This window comes from Lampropedia puyangensis (assembly GCF_004833285.1).
Taxonomy (GTDB): domain Bacteria; phylum Pseudomonadota; class Gammaproteobacteria; order Burkholderiales; family Burkholderiaceae_C; genus Lampropedia; species Lampropedia puyangensis.
In genome coordinates this window covers 104,482-120,966 of the sequence record NZ_STFG01000008.1, presented here as the reverse complement: position 1 = coordinate 120,966, position 16,485 = coordinate 104,482, and the positions used below count along the sequence as shown (strand labels likewise).

At 54.9% G+C, this 16,485-nt stretch carries 14 protein-coding genes and 1 tRNA gene; 5 read left to right on the top strand and 10 right to left on the bottom strand.

The genetic code is table 11. The features are described 5' to 3' along the window. The first annotated feature begins 79 nt into the window (after window positions 1–79). The 3 genes from E9531_RS09260 (at window position 80) to E9531_RS09250 (ending at window position 2,743) form a co-directional block, all read left to right on the top strand. A complete protein-coding gene (locus E9531_RS09260; protein ID WP_158291751.1) occupies window positions 80–1,039 on the top strand; it encodes a Bug family tripartite tricarboxylate transporter substrate binding protein in 960 nt (319 codons plus the stop codon). Window positions 1,040–1,318: 279 nt separating this feature from the next. After that, entirely contained in the window at window positions 1,319–1,636 is a 318-nt protein-coding gene (gene sugE / locus E9531_RS09255) for a quaternary ammonium compound efflux SMR transporter SugE (RefSeq protein ID WP_136573470.1), read from the top strand. A 72-nt stretch (window positions 1,637–1,708) separates the two neighbouring features. Then, a complete protein-coding gene (locus tag E9531_RS09250) occupies window positions 1,709–2,743 on the top strand; it encodes an NUDIX hydrolase (protein WP_136573469.1) in 1,035 nt (344 codons plus the stop codon). Between the two features lie 41 nt (window positions 2,744–2,784). On the opposite strand, the gene E9531_RS09245 is transcribed toward E9531_RS09250, so the two are convergent. The 7 genes from E9531_RS09245 to E9531_RS09215 form a co-directional block, all read right to left on the bottom strand. Next, a complete protein-coding gene (locus E9531_RS09245) occupies window positions 2,785–3,477 on the bottom strand; it encodes a Crp/Fnr family transcriptional regulator (RefSeq protein ID WP_136573468.1) in 693 nt (230 codons plus the stop codon). 71 nt (window positions 3,478–3,548) lie between these two features. Beyond that, window positions 3,549–4,262: a haloacid dehalogenase type II gene (locus E9531_RS09240; protein ID WP_136573467.1), complete on the bottom strand. Its 714-nt coding sequence runs from the start codon at window positions 4,260–4,262 to the stop codon at window positions 3,549–3,551. A gap of 23 nt (window positions 4,263–4,285) precedes the next feature. Then, window positions 4,286–5,209, bottom strand: a complete 924-nt coding sequence (locus E9531_RS09235) for an alpha/beta fold hydrolase (protein WP_244610057.1) — start codon at window positions 5,207–5,209, stop codon at window positions 4,286–4,288. A 14-nt stretch (window positions 5,210–5,223) separates the two neighbouring features. Then, window positions 5,224–6,105 carry an alpha/beta fold hydrolase gene (locus E9531_RS09230; protein ID WP_136573466.1) on the bottom strand — a complete coding sequence of 294 codons (882 nt, stop codon included), beginning with the start codon at window positions 6,103–6,105 and terminating at the stop codon, window positions 5,224–5,226. 5 nt (window positions 6,106–6,110) lie between these two features. Next, a complete protein-coding gene (locus E9531_RS09225) occupies window positions 6,111–7,442 on the bottom strand; it encodes an MFS transporter (protein ID WP_136573465.1) in 1,332 nt (443 codons plus the stop codon). Between the two features lie 108 nt (window positions 7,443–7,550). Then, window positions 7,551–9,293, bottom strand: coding sequence for a dihydroxy-acid dehydratase (locus E9531_RS09220; RefSeq protein ID WP_136573464.1), 1,743 nt, complete (start codon window positions 9,291–9,293; stop codon window positions 7,551–7,553). Between the two features lie 277 nt (window positions 9,294–9,570). Then, window positions 9,571–10,005 carry a CopD family protein gene (locus E9531_RS09215; protein ID WP_136573463.1) on the bottom strand — a complete coding sequence of 145 codons (435 nt, stop codon included), beginning with the start codon at window positions 10,003–10,005 and terminating at the stop codon, window positions 9,571–9,573. A gap of 270 nt (window positions 10,006–10,275) precedes the next feature. Here E9531_RS09215 and tkt point away from each other — a divergent pair, with 270 nt between their 5' ends. After that, window positions 10,276–12,312 carry a transketolase gene (gene tkt / locus E9531_RS09210; protein WP_136573462.1) on the top strand — a complete coding sequence of 679 codons (2,037 nt, stop codon included), beginning with the start codon at window positions 10,276–10,278 and terminating at the stop codon, window positions 12,310–12,312. A gap of 393 nt (window positions 12,313–12,705) precedes the next feature. Here the strand turns inward: tkt and E9531_RS09205 are convergent. Continuing rightward, window positions 12,706–12,779, bottom strand: a tRNA-Gly gene (locus tag E9531_RS09205). 231 nt (window positions 12,780–13,010) lie between these two features. On the opposite strand from E9531_RS09205, the gene alaS reads away from it, so the two are divergent. Further along, window positions 13,011–15,635 (top strand): alanine--tRNA ligase, encoded by a 2,625-nt coding sequence (gene alaS, locus E9531_RS09200; RefSeq protein ID WP_136573461.1) that lies wholly within the window; start codon window positions 13,011–13,013, stop codon window positions 15,633–15,635. A gap of 115 nt (window positions 15,636–15,750) precedes the next feature. Here the strand turns inward: alaS and E9531_RS09195 are convergent, their stop codons facing one another. Both E9531_RS09195 and E9531_RS09190 read right to left on the bottom strand, forming a co-directional pair. Further along, complete coding sequence (locus E9531_RS09195; RefSeq protein ID WP_136573460.1) at window positions 15,751–16,044, bottom strand: DUF5666 domain-containing protein; 294 nt, start codon at window positions 16,042–16,044, stop codon at window positions 15,751–15,753. A gap of 47 nt (window positions 16,045–16,091) precedes the next feature. Beyond that, the gene (locus E9531_RS09190; RefSeq protein WP_136573459.1) at window positions 16,092–16,370 is read right to left on the bottom strand and encodes a DUF5666 domain-containing protein; all 279 of its coding nucleotides are present in this window, start codon (window positions 16,368–16,370) and stop codon (window positions 16,092–16,094) included. Between the last annotated feature and the right edge of the window lie 115 nt (window positions 16,371–16,485).

Sequence of the window (16,485 nt, the reverse complement as noted above, 5' to 3'; positions counted from 1 at the left end):
TGTGATCAGGAACCCGAATGCACTTGAGGCTTCAGAGCACATCGAGTACCACAGCAACCATAAAAGTAAGGAGACAAACATGAAGCGTACATTTCTTAAGACCTGCGCTGCCATCGCTTTGAGCGCATGGACCGTGACTGTCAGCGCCCAGCCTGTGCTGACCAAGATTGTGGTTCCTTTCAATCCAGGCGGAGGCTCAGATTTGTTTGCCAGCTTGTTGGCGCCTGAGTTGAGCAAGGCTTTGGGGACTACGGTAATTGTTGAAAACCGTGCTGGCGCTGGCGGGGTGATCGGTGCAGATTACGTTGCCAAATCCAAACCAGACGGCAATACGTTGTTGTTGTCAGATGCGTCAGCCTATTCCATCAACCCGTCCCTCTACAAGAATCTGCCCTACCAGAAAGACAGCTTCATTCCCGTGGTGGATGTGGCGCGTTTTGCGAATCTGCTGGTGGTGCCTGCCAATTCGCCCTACAACACATTGCAAGACATCATCACTGCAGCAAAGGCCAATCCAGGTCGCCTCTCGATTGCTTCTTCGGGCAATGGCAGCAGTACCCATTTGACCGCCATGCACTTGCAGCGAGCAGGCCATTTTGAGCTGATTCACATTCCCTATCGCGGCAGCGGCCCAGCATTTGCAGACCTGATGGGAGAGCAAGTAGACATGATGTTCAGCGGCCTTCCTGCTGTGACGGAGTACCTCAAAAGTAAACGTTTGAAGGCAATCGTTTTGACAGACAAAAAGCGCTCCAGCTTCGCACCAGAAGTGCCGACAGCAGAAGAGGCTGGAATGAAGGATTTCGAGTCTTACATCTCCCAGGGCTTGTTTGCGCCAGCAGGCACACCTGCAGAGCTGGTAGAGAAAATCAACACGGCCGTCAATGTGGCATTGAGCAGCCCAGAAGTGACTGAGCGGTTGCGTCTTTTGAATGCAGAATTCAAACCCAACACGGCGCAAGAATATGGTGCATGGCTGGATGCAGAAGCTGTCAACTGGGCCAACATCATCAAGGAGTCTGATGTCCGTGTTGAATGAGCGAGGCTCCAAGCCATAACGCGTTCATAACGCTTGCTAGCAGCCAAAGCGCCATGCGTGATTGTGTGGTGCGTTAACCACCCATGCTGCACCAGACATTTCCAATATTTGGGTTTGGTTTTTTTGGGGGGAATCTAAAATTGCGGCTTCAATTGCATACACCGCCTGCTGCAATGGCGCTGTATGGAGGGACGACCTTCGGCTTTGGGCGACATAGGGTGGCTCAGTCAGTTCAATCCATGGCATGGGACGACCTGTGCACAGCCAAGGAGAGTCACTATGGCATGGGTTGCATTGTTATTTGCGGGTTTACTTGAGATCGTGTGGGCCACGGCAATGAAGTATTCGCACGGTTTCACGCGTTTGACGCCTTCATTGATCACGCTTGGTGCGATGCTTGCCAGCTTCGCGCTGCTGGCGTTGGCCATGCGTAGCTTGCCTTTAGGAACGGCATACACGATTTGGACTGGCATAGGCGCCATTGGTGCATTTGTGGTGGGAATCGTGGCGATGGGTGAATTGGTCTCTCCCATGCGCATATTGGCGGCGGTGCTGATTGTTGCTGGCATTGTGCTGATGAAGCTTTCTTCTTCATAGCGGCAGGGTTGCAGCAAAAACGGGTGCCGAAGACAGACTGGGCGCGCCGCCACTACAATGCGGCCTCATTCCATGAGCACATACCAAACGCCGTTTTTCAGCCCTGCGCCCGCCGCTTCGCATGCCGTTCAGGCTGAGTTGGTGGCGGTATTGGCCGCCGTTACTGATGCGCAACCGCGCATCATGACTACGCGCCATGGTCAGTCGCTGCCCGCAGGGCCTTTCACGACTACACACCGCTCTTTGCAAATGGGTATGCGCGCATGGGTGGAGTCTGAAACGCGCCATCCCATTGGCTATATAGAGCAGCTGTACACGTTTGCTGACCCTGGACGACTGCAAATGGCTGGCGATCAAGGGCAACCTCCCAGCGCACGGCACATTTCGATCAGTTATTTAGGGTTGACGCGTGAGCAGCGCAGCAGCCAAGACTCATTGAATGCCGCTGCAGACCAAGCTGGATGGCGCAATTGGTACGATTTTTTTCCTTGGGAAGATAGACGCAGTGAATGGGCCAATGCCTTGCTGCAAACGCGCATTGAACCGTATTTGCGCCAGTGGATTGGGGCTGCGCAAAGCGATGCTGCACGCCAGTTACGCAGAGACCGCGTGACCAGCCATTTTGGTTTGGATGGGCAGGAGTGGAGTGAAGATGCGGTGCTGCAACGCTATGAGTTGCTGTTTGAGGCAGGCTTGATTGCCGAAGGGCAGCGCAGTGACGTGTGTGATGCGGATGCCGTGCCGCCAGCATCGCCGGAGGCTTTGCCCGGCTTGTCTATGTGGTTTGACCACCGCCGAATTCTGGCCACCGGTATGGCCCGTTTGCGGGCCAAACTCAAATACCGGCCTGTGGTGTTTGAGCTGATGCCAGAGCACTTTACGTTGCTGCAATTACAGCAAACAGCCGAAGCCATTACAGGGCGTTGGATGCATAAGCAAAACTTCCGCCGCTTGGTTGAGCAGCAGGACTTGATTGAAGAAACCGGGGATATGTTTGCCAGTTCAGCGGGCAGGCCTGCTAAGGTGTTTCGTTTTCGCCCCGGTGTAACGCATGAGCGGGCTATTGCTGGCACCAAGCTGCCGGTGGCATCCAATCCGTTCACATGATGTTGATCTGCCAACCATGCGTTGTGCGTGCATGGATGTGCTTAGTTTGCTTGCGTGGCTGTGGTCATGGACTGCAATGCCTGCGGGTCGAGCAGCGTGATTTGGTTGTAGCCTAGCGCCACCATATTCTGGGTTTGGAACAAGTGCAGTGTGCGGTTGACCGATTGACGCGACGCCCCCACCAAAGAAGCCAGTTCAGACTGCGATAAATGCACTAAGGGTGCCGTGTTTTCTATTGGCGAAGTTTGTTCCAAATGGGCCTGGCGGTGGCAGTTGAGCAGCTGCTTGGCCACCCGTGTGTTGAGGTTGTCCAGACTCGCACCTTCGTAGTTCAATGCCACCAAGCGCAGCTGTGCGCACAGCAGTTGCATGATGGCGTGGTCGAAGTCTGCAAAGTTGGCACTCAACCAGCGATAGTCCGTGCGATTCAAAACGCCAATTTCTACTGCGCTGTAGGCTTCAGTGGATTGGGGTCTGGGCATGCCATCGACCAAGCTGGTTTGCCCAAAGCAGTCGCCCGCTTCAAAAATACGGTACGAGATATGCCGCCCATCAGGGCGCAAAACTGATATTTTGACGCTGCCAGAGAGCAAGCGAAACAGTTCGTTGCCTACTGCACCCTGTACATAAATGAATTGCCCTTTTTGGTAGGTACGCCGATGCAAGCGCGCTAAAAACGCGGTTTGCAGTGCAGGCGACATCCATTGCAGTAAATCAAACTTGGTGGCGGGCATAGTGGGCCATGATGCAACGTTAACGTTAAAGCTGTTTTAATCCTTTGCCACTGACTGCAGGTGCTAGCAGGTCAAAGGCATAACTGCTGCGCCAAGTCTGGTACGGATGGGGCGTGCCAGTCCCAATGTTGTATCGCCGCCGCGTCTGGCGCAGGGGCGCCGCCGTATTCCATGGGGCGGTCAATGTAGGCTGTTTTCAATCCGCAGGCTCTGGCCGCAGCGAGATCACTATGATGGCATGCCACCAGACACAGTTCATGGGGTTGAACCCCTAATGCGGCTGCGGTACTGAGGTAGGCGGCAGGTTCTGGTTTGTAGGCTTTGGCCAGTTCTGCACCCAGTATGGCATCCCATTGCAAGCCGTTGTGGCGGTTCATGGCCACCATCAGGGCGATGTTGGCATTGGAAAGGGTCACGACTGGAAATGCCTGGCGCAGCATGGCCAAGCCTTGGGGCACATCAGGCCAAGGGTCCAGGCGGCGCCAAGCGTGCGCCATATGCCACAGCGTAGCCTCGGGGATGGTGTCAGGGTCCAGATCGTATTGCTGCAGCAGTGCGCGCAGCGTCTCAAAATGCAAAATATCCAAGGCAACAAAAGGGCGGCCTTGCGCATGGCATTGCCGCATTGCTGGTTGGTACAACTTACGCCAATCCAGCGCAAAGCTACTTGGGCTGATGGCTGGCAAATGGCTTTGCACGAAGGGCTGTACTTCGCGTGCAATGCTGGTGTGCCAGTCCACCACTGTGCCAAAGACATCAAAGGCCAACGCCTTGGGAAAATGCATGACTGTCTCCTCAGTGTGTGTGCTCAAGTGCGTGCAATGCTGGAGAAAAATGCCATGAGCTCTGTAGCGACTTGCTCGTACGCTTCTTCCGGTAAGAAATGCCCGCCGGGTAAGCCCTTGCCTTGTACGAAGGTGGCCCATTTTTTCCAGATGTCTATGGGATTGGCCTGTGCCACGTTGCCATGTTCACCCCATAGCGCCAGCAGTGGCGCTTGGATGAAGCGCTTGCCTTGGTCTTCTTGGTCCAGTAGGCGGTCTATATGCCAGCTGGCGCGGTAGTCTTCGCACATGCCACGAATGTTGGCAGGGTCGCGCAGGGATGCACGGTAATCGGCCATGTTGTTTGGTGGAAATGCGAATTGGTTGGCTGATTGGTGCTTATGTCCCCAATCCACAAAGTAGTCAGAACTGTGGGCTAGCAGGGCTTCTGGTAAACCGTCTTCTTGTGCGAACAGCGGCCAGTGCCACATGCGCATAGCAACAGGGGCGTTGACGGCATTCCAAACATCCAGTGTGGGCACGATATCGAGTACGGCAATGGCTTGTACAGCGTGTGGATGGTCCAGCGCGAGCCGGTAAGCGACACGGCCGCCACGGTCGTGCCCAGCCACAAAAAATTGGTTGTGCCGTAACGCTTGCATGACCTGAATTTGGTCCAGAGCCATGGTTCTTTTTGAATAGTTGCTGTGGTCTGCAAGAGGCTCGGGCTTGCCTGAGCGGCCATAGCCGCGCAGATCTGGCAGCACCACGGTGAAATTCTGCTGTAAAACGCAGGCAACCTGGCGCCAGCACATGCGGGTTTGAGGGCAACCGTGCAGCAAAAGCAAGGCAGGGCCTTGCCCTGCGGTGAGTACATCAATAGGCACGCCGTCAGCGCCTTCAATGCGGTGCTGTGTAAAACCTTCAATGTGGCCTGTGTGCAGATTGTCTGAATAGGAGGTGGGCATAGTGAGAAGGGAGATCAGGTCTCTGGATGGGCATGCAGCCAAGTGAGGATGGCTTCATTCACGGCTGTGGGGTCTTCGCGGTGAAGGAAATGGCCAGTGCGCGGGATTTCCCGGTATTGGTATTCGCCGCAAAAGAAGCGCGCTTGTTCACGCATGACTTCAGCGCGGACATCATCTTGGCCGCACAAGGCCAGCGTGGGCACCGAAATAGGCTCGTCAAGCAATGCGTACTGCGAGGCCAGTGCGGGGTCGCGGTAGTCGCTGCGCAGCAGGGCGCGGTAGTAGCCAATCGTGGCAGTGATCACCCCTGGCTGGGCCAGCATGTGCTTGATTTGCGCAATATGGATTTGGTCTTGGTGGTTGGGTGACCATTCTTGCCATAAGAAGTCAATGAAGGCGAAGTTGTGGTCAGCGACGGCTTTTTCGGGCACGTCGTCGATTTGGAAAAACCACCAATGGAATGCACGCTTGATTTGTTGCGGGCTCAAGGCATCTTGCAGTGCGGCTTTCACATGGGGAATGGCCATGACCACCGCGCTGTGAAAGAGGTGTGGGAACAAAGCCAACGCGCCATACCCGATGGCTGCACCCCAGTCTTGTGCCACCAGATGGACAGGTTGACCGCCATTGAGCTGCTCGACCAAGGCTTTGACGTCATGGGCCAGCGTGGCGCGGTCGTAAAAGGGCTGCTTGGGCACTGCGGTGGGGCTGTAGCCGCGCAGCCACGGCGCGATCACACGGTAGCCTGATGCGGCCAGATGCGTGATTTGCTTGTCCCAGCTCCATGCATTGTCGGGAAAGCCGTGCAGCAGCAGTGCCGTGGGCCCTTCGCCTGCCTCGAGATAGGCAAACTCCAGACCATTGGCATGCACCGTTTTGTGTGAGAGGGCGGCCATCGTGTTCAGCCTTTACGGGGAGACTGTGATGCGGATCGTCTGGAACCAATGAGCAGCGCGATCACACCCAGCACCACAATCGTTGCCATCAGGTAAATGCCATAGGTGGAACTGCCTGTTTCTGTTCGGATTTTTCCAATAATGAATGGACTGACAAAACCGGCCAGATTCCCCAGACTCGCAATCAGCGCTATACCTGCAGCAGATTCCGCACGGCTGAGCGAAATGGTGGCCACGGTCCAGAAGGGCGACAGTGAGGCATAAAGCCCGGCAGTAGCAACAGCCAGAATGGCAAGGGATAAAGCCAGACTGTGGTTGGCTTGTGGCAGTACCAGCAGCGCCATGGCCCCAATGAAGGCAGGAATGGCGACGTGCAACCGGCGTTCGTTGAAGTGGTCAGAGCTCTTGCCTAAACCAATCATGGCAATTCCTGCAATCGCGTAGGGAATGGCTGAATACAGGCCAATATGCAGGAAGTTGCTCACACCCAGTTCACGAATAGTCATGGGCAACCAGAATGCAATGATGTAGCCGCCAGCAAGGATGGCGAAATACACAAACGAGAACAGGTACACCAGCGGTTGCGCGAAGGCTTTGCGCAGGCTTGGGTGCGCACCTTGCTGACCTTGAGATGCGTGCCGCTCCTCATCCAATACGCGTGTGAGCATTTGTTTTTCGGAAGGGGACAACCAGCTGGCATGCTCGGGTTTGTCGTCCAAATAGAAAAACACGAAGACACCCAATAGGCAGCTGGGCAAGCCTTCAATCACAAACATCCATTGCCAGCCACGCAGGCCCCAGAAGCCATCCATGTTTTGCAAAATCAAACCAGAAACAGGGCCTGCAATCATGCCGGTGACCACCAGCGATGACATGAATAACGCAATGACTCGGGCGCGGTAGGTGTTGGGTACCCAGAAGGTCAGGTACAAAATGATGCCGGGGAAGAAACCTGCCTCAAACAAACCCAGTAAAAAGCGGATGACGTAGAACTGTGTGGGTGTTTGAACGAACATGGTGGCGGCCGATGTCAGCCCCCACAGCACCATGATGCGCAGAATGGTTTTTCTGGCACCAATGCGTTCCAGTAGGATGTTGCTGGGTACTTCAAAGAAGAAGTAGCCAATGAAGAAAAGGCCTGCGCCCAAGCCATATACCGCATCAGAGAAGGCCAGGTGTTGCTTCATTTGCAACTGTGCAAACCCGACGTTGATGCGGTCAAGAAAGTTGAAGATATAGCAAATGAACAGGATTGGCACGATGCGCCAGATCACCTTTTTCATGGGGGCGTCTAATGCATGGGGTGCTATCGCGGGGGAGTGAGAAGTGGTCGGCATGGCTAGTCTCCTTGGGGGTGTTTTTTTGTCTTCTCTAACGCATAAGGGGGAAGGTCGGGCGCGCAATGGATGCGACTGACCGTGCCAGTCGCATCCATTGCGTTCCTCTCAAGTTGTTGGGTTTGAGTTTGCAACGGCACCTGAGTGGGTGACGGCGCCGCTGTGGGCTGAACCCACCAGACGCGCATATTTTTCGTCTATGCCATTGATGGCATGGGCGCGTGCTCGTGGCGTCCATTGCGCTTTGCGCTGTTGGATTTCTTGCTCAGGCACCAGCCATTCCATGATGCCTTTGACCGCATCGACGCGAATGCGGTCGCCGTTGCGCACCAGTGCGATAGGCCCGCCTTGTGACGCTTCTGGCGAGACGTGGCCAACGCACAGCCCGCGTGTGCCGCCAGAGAAACGGCCATCAGTAATCAGCACCACCGACTGCCCGCGGCCCTGACCCACAATTGCAGAAGTTACCGAGAGCATTTCCCGCATACCCGGGCCACCATGCGGGCCTTCATTGCGGATGACCAGAACATCGCCTTCGTCATAAGCGCGTGCCTGGATGGCTGCCACAGCTTCGGCTTCGCTTTCAAAAACGCGTGCCGGACCTTCCAACGCCAAGGTGCTCAAACCTGCGATTTTGATCACAGCGCCATCTGGGGCTAAATTGCCTTTGAGTACAACCAATGCACCAGTTTCTCGGAATGGGGTGTTGTGCGCACGCACGATCTCACCGTCCGGTTCTGGCGCTTCCGATAAGGCATCTTGCAGTAAGCGGCCATCGAAGGTGGGCACGTCGCCGTGCAAGTAGCCTCCTGCCAGCAAGGCTTTCATGACTACCGGAACCCCGCCGATGCGGTGCAAATCAAACGGCACATACGGGCCACCGGGCATCAGGCTGGCAATGGTGGGCGTGCGTCGCAAGATGTCTTGCATATCAATCAGCGAGAAGGCGATACCTGCTTCGTGCGCGATGGCTGGCAGGTGTAAGGTGGCGTTGGTGGAGCCGCCCGTTGCTGCAACGATGGCGACGGCATTTTCCAGACCTTTTCGGGTCACGAGATCGCGCGGCAGTGGGCGACCGTTGCTTAGTACATTGCGCATCAACTGCTGGGCCGCTTGTCGGGCGACGGCCTGGCGCACCGAGAATGCAGCCGGAATACCGCTGGAGCCTAAAGGACTGAAGCCCAACACCTCGGCAATACTGCCCGCTGTGCCGGAAGAAAACTGGCCAGGGCAAGCGCCAGAGGTGGTGACAATATCGCGACCCAATTGCTCCAAGTATTCTTCTGACCATTCCCCGGACTGTACTTTGCCAACCCCTTCAAACATGCGCAGTGGGTTGACTTGCTCACCTTGGTGCCAACCCACCAGCATTTGCCCGCCATGCAGGAACAGGCTGGGTAGATTCAGGCGAACCATGGCCATCAACAAACCGGGGATGGTTTTGTCACAGGCGCCAACTCCCACCAATGCATCGTAGCGTTGGGCGCGCATCACCAGCTCTACTGAGTCGGCAATCACTTCGCGCGACATCAGGCTGTAGCGCATGCCATCGTGTTGCTGGGATAGCACGTCTGAGACAGAGACGGTGGAGAACTCTCGGGCAGTTCCTCCGCCCACTTCAATGCCCAGTTTTGCGGCTTGAACTTGGGATTGCAACGATTGTGAGCAAGGGCTGACATCGCCCAATGTGTGGGCTACTCCAATAAAGGGTTGCGCGATGCTGTGGTCGTCCAGGCCCGTAGCGCGTAATTGCCAGCGGTGTGGTGCTCGTGCCAGACCTTGAGTGACTTCTTTGGATCGCCAGGCGGGGTCGTAGTGCTCTGATGCTGAATGGTCTTCGTGGTTTTTCATGGTGCAACTCGTGGGGTGATTCAACGTTTTTTTTGCCCGCAGAGTCCGGATGCAAACTCTGCTCTTTTGTCTCAAGATGTGGCGTGAATCAAGTCTAGGACGAGGTGCTGGCGCAAGAATGTCAAGCACTTGACATTTGCTTGGCCTATTGGATTAGCGTTTTCCCGTGTGCAGCATGTACAGAAGACTATTTGCGTCATTGATGGTGCAAAGCAGCCAAAAGAAAGGGAGCCACAGGGCTCCCAAGAAAGATCGTCAGTGGCTGATGGCCATGGCATCAAAATGGTTTGACAACCACCAATACCACAATGGCGGTAAACAGCAGCACAGAGACTTCATTGAACCAACGAAACCAACGGTGGCTGCGGCGGCTATTGCCTTGGATGAATTTGCGCAGTAATACCCCACAGCCGTGGTGGTAACCCACGACCAACAGCACCAAGCCCAGTTTGGCGTGCAGCCACCCATTGCCTGGGCCTTTGCCAATACCTTCGCCTAACCATAACCACAGTCCGAGGCCGATGGCAGGGATGGCCAGCAAGGTTGAGAAACGCAACAGGCGTTGCCCCATGCCAATCAGGCGCTGGCGTTCGGCCACCGAGCCTTCAGGCACTTGGGCCAGATTCACCAAAATACGGGGCAGGTAAAACAAGCCTGCAAACCAGGCAGCTATAAAAACAATATGAAATGCTTTGATCCAGAGGTAGAGCATGGAGGTCGTGAGGTAGTTATAGAGTGCAGGTGCTTGGGTTGCGCAGACCGGTAAGGAATGCGTTTTTGACCCAGTGCACAGGCGTAGCGTAGCGTATTTGCGCGGGGCTGCATGTCAATGCATTGTGGCTTCAGATAAGCCTTGTGCGGGCGAGCGCGTAAAATACCGCGTTTTCTTGCGTGGCCCCGTGTGCAGGTTGTTTCTTGCGTGGTCGGCAAGCTGGTATTTTTTCTATTTCAACTTTCTTTTTCTCTGCTGGAGTGATCCCTCATGGCGAATACCACCGCAATGGCCAACGCAATTCGTGCACTGGCCATGGATGCCGTTCAACAAGCCAATTCAGGCCATCCTGGTGCCCCTATGGGCATGGCTGAAATGGCCGTGGCCTTGTGGGGACGCCATTTGCGCCACAACCCAGCCAATGCGTTGTGGCCAGATCGTGACCGCTTCATTCTCTCCAACGGCCATGCGTCCATGCTCAACTATGCATTGCTGCATTTGACTGGGTATGACCTGTCGATTGACGAGTTAAAGAACTTTCGCAAGCTGCACAGCAAAACGGCGGGGCACCCTGAAGTGGATTTGACCCCGGGCGTGGAAACCACCACTGGCCCTTTGGGGCAAGGCGTGACCAATGCCGTGGGCTTTGCTTTGGCTGAAAAACTGTTGGCCGCTGAGTTCAACCGTAAAAACCACAGTATCGTGGACCACCACACCTATGTGTTCTTGGGTGATGGGTGTTTGATGGAAGGTATCAGCCACGAAGCGGCTGCATTGGCTGGCGCTTGGAAGTTGAATAAACTGATAGCGCTGTATGACGACAACGGCATTTCGATTGATGGCCAAATCACCCCTTGGTTTGTGGACAACACTGCCGAGCGCTTCAAAGCTTACCAGTGGAACGTGATTGGCCCAGTTGATGGCCACGATGTGGAGGCCGTTGATGCAGCGATTGCCCAAGCCAAGACCAGCGCAGACAAGCCAACACTGATCATTTGCAAAACCCACATTGGTAAAGGCAGCCCGAACCGTCAGGACACCTCCAAGGCCCATGGCGAGCCATTGGGCGCTGACGAAATTGCATTGGTGCGCCAAACCATCGATTGGGCCCATGCACCGTTTGAAATTCCCCAAGCTATCTACCAAGATTGGGATGCCAAAGCCGCTGGTGCAAAAGTTGAAAGTACATGGCAAAAAACATTCGATGCCTATGCCAAAGCTTACCCTGAGTTGGCTGCAGAGTTCACGCGTCGCATGGCTGGCCAGTTGCCTGCCAATTTCCATCAGGTGGTGGTAGATGCAGTGGTGGATGCGCACACCAAAGCAGAAAAAGTAGCCACACGTAAAGCCAGTCAGATTGCCTTGGAAGCGTTTACCAAAGCCTTGCCTGAATTGCTGGGTGGCTCTGCCGACTTGACAGGCTCTAACCTGACCAACACCTCAAGCACGCCCGCTTTGCGTGTGGACGATAAAGGCCAAGTGGTCAAAACGGAAGCTGGCCAGGTGGGGCGCCATATCAACTATGGCGTGCGTGAATTTGGCATGGCCGCAGTGATGAACGGCATTGCCCTGCACGGTGGCTACATTCCTTATGGCGGCACGTTCCTCACATTCAGTGATTACAGCCGCAACGCCATTCGCATGGCGGCATTGATGAAGCGCCGCGTGGTGCATGTATTCACGCACGACTCCATTGGTTTGGGCGAAGACGGCCCAACGCACCAATCTATCGAACACGCAGCCAGCTTGCGTCTGATTCCTAACCTGGATGTGTGGCGTCCTGCTGATACTGCTGAAACCGCGATTGCATGGGCAGAAGCGCTGCTGCAAAAAGACCGTCCAACGGCCTTGCTGCTCTCGCGTCAAGCGGTTCCTTACGCAGCCAAGAAAGACATTGAAGACATCAAACGTGGTGCCTATGTCTTGTCTGAGCCCGCTGATATCGGTTTCAAACAAGCTGCCCAAGCAGTCATTTTGGCCACCGGTACAGAAGTGGCACTGGCCATTGAGGCGCAAAAGCTGCTGGCTGAACGCAAGATCGCCGTACGTGTGGTTTCCGTGCCAAGCACCAATGCATTTGATCGGCAAGACACCAAGTACAAGAGCAAGGTCCTGCCAGAGAATCTGCCTCGTGTGGCAGTGGAAGCAGGCGTGACCGATTTCTGGTGGAAATATGGTTGCTCTGCCGTGGTTGGTATTGACCGTTATGGCGAGTCTGCTCCCGCTGGTGATTTGTTCAAATACTTTGGCTTTACGGCAGAGAACATCGCCAACACTGTGCAAGTAGCCTTGCAGAAACGCCGTTAATCAGTCTGCGGCGTCAAATGCAACAAGGGCCTCCCCATATGGAGGCCCTTGTTGCGTTTGAAATGCTATTGCTGCGTACGGCAGCGCTTTGGTTCAATATAAAACTAGCATGCTGTGCGATGTTGGTTGGGCCGTGCGGATGATTCTGCTTTACTTTTTGGGCTCCAACCCGAAGGAAACGGTCCCAAAAAAACGTATTGCGGCGTTGCCTTTTTTGAGTCTTGAGCGATTGATGGGATATCTTCAACGCATTAATCCCTCAAGCCCAGCAGCAAGATCGAGCTAGCGTACGGCTGCTTAGCAATAGGCAGGCCCTAGCGAAGCGGGACAGTAACAGGACCACCGCCTTGCAGATAAAGCGCAGGCATGGACGTTGATGCGTTTTTGTATTGTTGGAGCGGGTGACGAGAATCGAACTCGCGTATCGAGCTTGGGAAGCTAGCGTTCTACCATTGAACTACACCCGCATAAGGTGCGCTGTTACTCAGTTGTAGCAGGGCGCTACGCAACAGGTGGGCGCAATTATATGCGTGTTGTGGCATTTCGGTGGGCATATTGCAGGCGATCGATAGATCCGTTGGTAGCAAAAATCTATAATCAGCGGTTTCGCCTTGGGCAAATGGGCGGTCTTTATGGGCTGCTGAGTGCTTTGGCGCGCACCATCTCGCGGTTGAGATGAGAGCAGAACTGATTTTGTTATGACCACACCACGCTTTACCGTTGCAGAAATTCGCCAGTCCTTTCTGGACTTTTTCGCCGAGCGCGGCCACGCCATTGTGCCTTCCAGTTCACTGGTGCCGGGCAATGACCCGACGCTGATGTTCACCAACTCCGGCATGGTGCAATTTAAGGATGTATTCCTTGGCACCGACAAGCGCCCATACAACCGCGCCACTTCTGTACAAGCGTGCTTGCGCGCAGGTGGCAAACACAATGATTTGGAAAACGTAGGCTACACCGCACGCCACCACACGTTTTTTGAAATGCTGGGCAACTGGTCGTTTGGCGATTACTTCAAGAAAGAATCCATTCAGTGGGGGTGGGAACTGCTTACCAAGGTGTATGGCCTGCCTGCCGAAAAGCTGCTGGCCACCGTCTACCATGAGGACGATGAAGCCTACGACATCTGGAATAAGGTCATCGGTCTGCCGCCTGAGCGCATCATCCGTATTGGTGACAACAAAGGCGGCAAGTACAAGAGCGACAACTTCTGGATGATGGCCGATACAGGTCCATGTGGTCCGTGCTCAGAAATCTTCTACGACCATGGAGCGCACATTCCTGGTGGCCCTCCTGGCAGCCCTGACGAAGATGGTGATCGCTTCATTGAAATCTGGAACCACGTGTTCATGCAGTTCGACATGAAGGAAGACGGTTCTGTGGTGCCACTGCCGGCCCCTTGTGTGGATACGGGCATGGGCTTGGAGCGCTTGGCCGCCATCTTGCAACACGTGCACAGCAACTACGAGATCGACCTGTTCGAGGCGTTGATCAAAGCCGCAGGTCGCGAAACCAACACCGCTGATTTGAGCAACCCATCGCTCAAGGTGATTGCCGACCATATTCGCGCGACCTCGTTCCTGATTACCGATGGCGTGATTCCATCGAACGAAGGCCGCGGGTATGTGGAGCGCCGCATCGTGCGCCGCGCGATTCGCCACGGCTACAAGCTCGGCCAGAAAACACCGTTTTTCTACAAGCTGGTGCCGGATTTGGTTGCGCAAATGGGCGATGCTTACCCCAAGCTGAAAGAGCAGCAAGAACATATTGCCAATACGCTGCGCCAAGAGGAAGAGCGTTTCTTCGAAACCTTGGCCAATGGCATGGACATTTTGGATAACGCGCTTGCGGGTGGCAAAACCACTTTGGCAGGCGATGTGGCCTTCAAATTGCACGATACCTACGGCTTCCCACTGGATTTGACGCAAGACGTGGCACGTGAGCGTGATGTGACGGTGGATGTGGCCGGTTTCGATGCCGCCATGAACCATCAGAAAGAACAAGCCCGCGCAGCCGGTAAATTCAAGATGGAAAAGGCGCTGGAATACACAGGTACCAGCACAACCTTTACCGGCTACGACAGCCTGCAAGAAAGCGCCAAAGTGTTGGCCCTGTATGCCAATGGCGTTGCTGTGAATGAGCTCAAAGAAGGCCAGAGCGGCGTGGTGGTGATTGATATCACCCCGTTCTATGCAGAGTCTGGCGGCCAGGTTGGCGACCGTGGTTATGTGCGTGCCAATGGCGCTTTGTTCCGTGTGGAAGATACACAAAAAATCAAAGCCGATGTGTTTGGCCAACATGGCGTGCTCGAAGCTGGCAGCCTGAAGGTGGGCGATAACGTCGTGGCTGAAGTGGATGAAGCCTTGCGCGCAGCCACCACACGCAACCACAGCGTGACCCACTTGATGCACAAGGCCTTGAAGGAAACTTTGGGTGAGCACGTGCAGCAAAAAGGTTCGCTGGTTGATGAAGACAAGACCCGTTTTGACTTTGTGCAAAACGCACCAGTGACCGACGAGCAAGTGCGCCAGATTGAGCAACTGGTGAACGCAGAAATTCTTGCCGATGGCGCCACCGAAATCCGCGTGATGGACATTGAAGCTGCCAAAGAAACCGGCGCCATGATGTTGTTTGGCGAGAAGTACGGTGAAACGGTGCGTGTGGTCGATATTGGCAACAGCCGTGAGCTTTGCGGCGGTACACACGTTAAACGCGCAGGCGAGATTGGTTTCTTTAAATTGGTCGCGGAAAGTGGTGTCGCTGCAGGCGTGCGCCGGGTGGAGGCGATTACGGGCCAGAAAGCGCTGGACTATGTGCAGCAGCTCGAAGCTACCGTGAACCAAGCCGCACGCACGTTGAAAGCCCCTGTGGCTGAGCTGCAAGCTCGCTTGGAAGCGCAGCTGGAACATGCCAAAGCGCTGGAAAAAGAAATCGCCGCACTGAAAGGCAAACTGGCCTCTAGCCAAGGCGATGAACTGCTCAGTCAAGCTGCAGACGTGAAGGGCATCAAAGTGCTGGCTGCAAAGTTAGAAGGGGCTGATGCGAAAACCCTGCGTGATGCGATGGACAAGCTCAAAGACAAGCTAGGCCATGCCGCTATTGTGTTGGCTGCGGTGGACGGCGACAAAGTGCAATTGGCCGCAGGCGTGACCAAAGACCTGATTGGTAAAGTCAAAGCCGGTGAGTTGGTCAATTTTGTGGCGCAGCAAGTGGGCGGCAAAGGCGGCGGCAAGCCTGATATGGCGATGGCTGGCGGCACCGATGCGGCCGCTTTGCCGCAGGCGCTGGAATCGGTGCAGGCCTGGGTAGCAGAGCGCGCTTGATCGTTTTGCCATACCTATGAACTAAAAAAACGGCCTCGTGATGTGGCCGTTTTTTTTGTGTGTACCTTCGTTCATCTGCACACTGTGCAGGCAGCAAACATTTTACAAACGTGTTTTATTTTTCCAGCGTGATCGCTTTGGCTGTGTACACGTTGGTGCCTGAGCGGTCAAATTCCACGCTGACCTTTTGGCCTTGTTTTAAGTTTGCAAATGAAGCAAGTGCTTCGTTGTAAGTGGTCTCAGCCGTAGTTTGGAAGGTGATGCCTGCCACCACCAAAGTTTTGTTGCTTTGGTTGGCTACGTCCACTTTGCCCTTAAGGGTTTCGGCAAAGACGCTGGGAGTGGCGCATGCTGTCAAGGCGACGCTGGCCAAAGCGGCCAGTTGCATTTTGGAGAGGAGTTTGGTCATGGTGCTGTCTTTCTCTGGTGCGTCGTGCACAAGCAGTACAAATCGGTTCAATTGGCGCTGATGGCGGTGACGAGGTAACGTGTGCCATCGCGGTTGAATTCAATGGTGATGCGGTCGCCTTGCTTGAGTGTATCCAAGCCAGCAATGCCATTGAAGGTGGTGCTACCGGTAGCTTGGAACGTGATGCCATTGAGCTGCACAGTGTTGGCGGCGCTGTTGACGGCATCGACACGGCCTTTCATGGTTTCGGCAAAGGCGCTGCCCGCGATGGCTACCGCCGAGGCCAACGCAGCGATGCGGATTTTCTGCATGGTGGAGGTGGTCATGGTGTGGTGTCCTTTCGGGGAATGGAAGTAGTCCCAGTGACAGGAAATTGTAGCGGCTCCATGCGCAGCGCATATGAAGCTGCCTGCGTCCCTTGCGTCTATAACGTAAAGCTGC

Excerpts from the sequence above, each read along its gene's own strand:
- E9531_RS09260 (WP_158291751.1), top strand. The coding sequence starts at position 80 with ATGAAGCGTACATTTCTTAAGACCTGCGCTGCCATCGCTTTGAGCGCA.
- sugE (WP_136573470.1), top strand. The coding sequence starts at position 1,319 with ATGGCATGGGTTGCATTGTTATTTGCGGGTTTACTTGAGATCGTGTGG.
- E9531_RS09250 (WP_136573469.1), top strand. The coding sequence starts at position 1,709 with ATGAGCACATACCAAACGCCGTTTTTCAGCCCTGCGCCCGCCGCTTCG.
- E9531_RS09245 (WP_136573468.1), bottom strand. The coding sequence starts at position 3,477 with ATGCCCGCCACCAAGTTTGATTTACTGCAATGGATGTCGCCTGCACTG.
- E9531_RS09240 (WP_136573467.1), bottom strand. The coding sequence starts at position 4,262 with ATGCATTTTCCCAAGGCGTTGGCCTTTGATGTCTTTGGCACAGTGGTG.
- E9531_RS09235 (WP_244610057.1), bottom strand. The coding sequence starts at position 5,209 with ATGCCCACCTCCTATTCAGACAATCTGCACACAGGCCACATTGAAGGT.
- E9531_RS09230 (WP_136573466.1), bottom strand. The coding sequence starts at position 6,105 with ATGGCCGCCCTCTCACACAAAACGGTGCATGCCAATGGTCTGGAGTTT.
- E9531_RS09225 (WP_136573465.1), bottom strand. The coding sequence starts at position 7,442 with ATGCCGACCACTTCTCACTCCCCCGCGATAGCACCCCATGCATTAGAC.
- E9531_RS09220 (WP_136573464.1), bottom strand. The coding sequence starts at position 9,293 with ATGAAAAACCACGAAGACCATTCAGCATCAGAGCACTACGACCCCGCC.
- E9531_RS09215 (WP_136573463.1), bottom strand. The coding sequence starts at position 10,005 with ATGCTCTACCTCTGGATCAAAGCATTTCATATTGTTTTTATAGCTGCC.
- tkt (WP_136573462.1), top strand. The coding sequence starts at position 10,276 with ATGGCGAATACCACCGCAATGGCCAACGCAATTCGTGCACTGGCCATG.
- alaS (WP_136573461.1), top strand. The coding sequence starts at position 13,011 with ATGACCACACCACGCTTTACCGTTGCAGAAATTCGCCAGTCCTTTCTG.
- E9531_RS09195 (WP_136573460.1), bottom strand. The coding sequence starts at position 16,044 with ATGACCAAACTCCTCTCCAAAATGCAACTGGCCGCTTTGGCCAGCGTC.
- E9531_RS09190 (WP_136573459.1), bottom strand. The coding sequence starts at position 16,370 with ATGACCACCTCCACCATGCAGAAAATCCGCATCGCTGCGTTGGCCTCG.